Annotated in this window: 3 protein-coding genes; 1 reads left to right on the top strand and 2 read right to left on the bottom strand. The window is 63.0% G+C overall.

Annotation, left to right across the window (positions count from 1 at the left end; all coding sequences use genetic code 11):
• Nucleotides 1-148 precede the first annotated feature (148 nt).
• Nucleotides 149-628 carry a hypothetical protein gene (locus tag AC1DVI_RS32085; protein ID WP_476961424.1) on the top strand — a complete coding sequence of 160 codons (480 nt, stop codon included), beginning with the start codon at nucleotides 149-151 and terminating at the stop codon, nucleotides 626-628.
• 598 nt (nucleotides 629-1,226) lie between these two features.
• Here the strand turns inward: AC1DVI_RS32085 and AC1DVI_RS32090 are convergent.
• Together AC1DVI_RS32090 and AC1DVI_RS32095 are read right to left on the bottom strand one after the other, a co-directional pair.
• Entirely contained in the window at nucleotides 1,227-1,445 is a 219-nt protein-coding gene (locus AC1DVI_RS32090; RefSeq protein WP_476961425.1) for a hypothetical protein, read from the bottom strand.
• A 141-nt stretch (nucleotides 1,446-1,586) separates the two neighbouring features.
• Nucleotides 1,587-3,176 (bottom strand): trypsin-like serine protease (locus tag AC1DVI_RS32095; protein ID WP_476961426.1); only part of this gene is annotated, 1,590 nt, incomplete at its 5' end.

Below are 3,176 nucleotides of genomic sequence, written 5' to 3' on the forward strand. Positions count from 1 at the left end.
GAATCCTACTGGAACGGCGCTGCTCTGACAATCAACATATTGATTCAACCTTATGTGGCTTTATCGCCTAGGCTGTTCCCGCGTATCGGGCAAGTGACTGATTTATATATAGAGCAATTTTATTACCTTTGCATTCCCGGTAGTGACGATGTGTAAATATTCGCTGTATATGACAGTACGCAAACAATGTTTGTGGTTTATTAAAGAAAATGAAATCTATTTTTCGCGTCTTGAGCATTCATATGCATTATTCACCGCGAATCGCGATTCAAATATTTTCTTAAGAGATAATTACATACATGAATACATCATCGACCGGATCGATGCATATTCCGGTGATTGCGCACGGTGGTTCCGGCGCGACGGCGTCCACCGCTTCCGGTCGATGGCGTCCAAGTGTTCCCCCGGCCTTGAGGTTGTCGCAGACCTCCTGGCGCGGCACGCCGCCGAAGAAGGAGAAGACGGCGGTGTGGGCGGCGAGGGCGGCTCGCAAGTCTCGCCTTCCCTTCTCGCCTGCCAGCGCTTTGCGTTGGATGCCTGCGGCACCGGCTCAAAGCCAGTCGGGCAGCCCCTGGCTCAACGTCGCCGTGTCGAAGGTGTAGTTCGACGCCCCCCAGCACGGCGATGAAGATCTGGGCGGTGTGGACCGCTCCCGTTCGGGGACCGAGGAGGTCGATGCTGTGGCCGGCGTGGTCCACGAACAGCCGCTCGCCGGCGGGATGGACCTGCCGCAGCGTCGGCGACACCCGCCCCGCCCAGGCGCGATAGCAGTCGCAGAACCAGGAATAGCTGAAGCCGTTGGGATGCTGGGCCCGCTACTCCTCCCAGAGCAACAGCAGGGTGGCAACAGCAGGGTGGCAACAGCAGGGTGACGCCCTGCCGCCGCAGCTCGCGGTGCAAGGCGGCCCAATCCGGCTGCGGCCGTTGGTCGGCCGGAACGTTGGGCAACGGCCATCCCTGGCCGGCCGGCCTGGCGCGGGTGACGTACTCGCGCACGGTGGTGGCGCTGACCCCGGCGATGGGCGCGACCTGACGCTTGGACAGGCCGCACGCGAATGTGAGCCTGGGGACCGCTCGGATCTTGCGCATGGACACTCGCTGCGCCGACGTCTCGCTTTCCTCGTCGCTGCCTGAAAAGGACCGCGAGAGTACCGAGGGCTGAACATCTCCAGAAGCAAGCCGAGCCCGTGCGGGTGGACGCCTTCGACGGGAATCCGTGGTCGGCTTCAACCGGAATGCCCCGGCCGCCTTCCCATGGAACCAGTGGCCGCTTTCAACCGGATTACGCGGCGCGACGGCGTGCCCCAGCCGGTGCAGGACACCGAGGCAGCTTCCGGCTGCGCACGCACGGTGATCCGATGGAAGCTCTGATCGATATGATCCAGAACTTGGAGATCGGGCAGAAAGCCGATCGACGACAGACAGATGTTCAAGGGCGCAACCATGGTGAAGGAGGTTTCCTTCCATATGGCGTTCCCTGATCTGCAAGGGATTGCGCCTCCCTCCGGCTGTTCAGCGCCGCCCCACTCAACTCTGCTTGGTCGCACGAAACTTGGAAGAGCCCCTTGTTCCATGCCGATTCACAATCACCGGCAACTGTCGGCCTCATTGCCGGTCATCTCACAAATCCAACCGCGATAGTCCGGTGCTGTGACATTAACGAAACGCATCACCGGCGCATTCATGCAGTAATGAGCGCTGGTGAGTGCGTCCACCGTGTCGCTCGACTGGCCGTAATAATAGCTGGTGACGCCGACCAGAGGACGCGGGCGTGGCGCCTCCACTTTTGCCGACCGTGTCTCGGCAGCGCACCCACGGTGTCGGCCGGCAAACGCCGGACCACCCGAATCGCCGCGGCAAAACGTGCTTACGAGCCCGCCGCCACTGAAAAGCAGTTCGAGCTGCCCGTGGGTGGACAGCACAGGTGGGGTCGGCCATGTCACCCAGAGTTGCCCTGCCGCACCGTTTTCCACGGTGGTGAACCCGTAACCCGCCGTCGTCACGAGACCGGAAAAATCCTCCTTCGGTATAAGGGCCGGAAGGGCGGCCTCCAGCGGGACGGCGTGTTCCCTGGTCAGACGAATCAACGCGAGATCAGCCCTGTACACGTAGTCGGCCACGCTGCCGCTCGGCAACAGCCCACCAGCGGCTACCTTGGCGGTTCTCGACCAGTTCCGATGGACAATCACGGATTCAACGTCGCGACGATCGCGCGTCAGCTTTGCGGCGTGTGGAAAATCCACGGCGAAGCTCCGCCCGACTTGCTCGGTTGTCAGCGTGAGGTCGCCTTTGCTGGTCAAGGCGCCACGCCCGTTCCGGGCGTTGTCGGCAGGCGAATCCGGCGTGATGCAGTGGGCCGCCGAGAGCACCCAACGCTCACCGATCAGCGTCCCCGAACACACGCCACCGCCGGACGTGGTGATCTTCGCGACCTCGCCGAACTGCGCGCGGGAAAATGTCTCGCAACGTTGCCCACCTTGAACGCCGCACGTCTGGGGAAGACTGCTGAACAGAGTATCGCATCGATCGAGCACCGCCGATTGCCGACCAGGATAGGTCTGCGAGCCGACGGGGCCGTCCCGCAAGTTTGCGGCGAGGCCCGCAGACGCGCCGGCCGCATCACTTCCCACACCGTCGCCCTCCACCGGAACGCCCGGACGGACTTGTTGGGTGTATGTGGTTCGCGCCAGGCGCTCCACCAGACCGTCCGGCAACGCCCGCCGCAGGCCGTCACGGTCGACAGACGGGCGCGGCGCGACGGCATCCGCGGCCAGGCGCGCCTGCCAAGCCGCAAGATTGTCCGCGGGCAGCCCGCCGCCGGGCAGCCGTCTCTTGCGGTCCGTCGTGTTGGCAAGGAGTTGAGGATCGGACGCTCCGCTTGCTGTCAGGTCAAGCCGGAAGCGGTTCCGGACGCTGTCAGCGGCCTGATCTGCCGGGAGCGTGCGGACGTCGTTCACAATGGGGCCGACCAGTCTGGCCGGTACCTCCATCCCTTTCAAAAAGCGGAGGGCTGCCGGGTTCCCCGTCGGACACCTCGAAAAACCGTAGCGTTGCCGGCGTTCTGGTGATTCCCTTGGCTTGAGGGTGACGGAGGACGGGACATGGCCGGTCAAGCTGGGCTGTTCGATCTTCAGGACCGTTACGCGGAGCTGAGCAAGAGCGGTGATCCGCTCGAG

The sequence above is a fragment of the Azospirillum sp. P4_B5 genome, assembly GCF_056402275.1.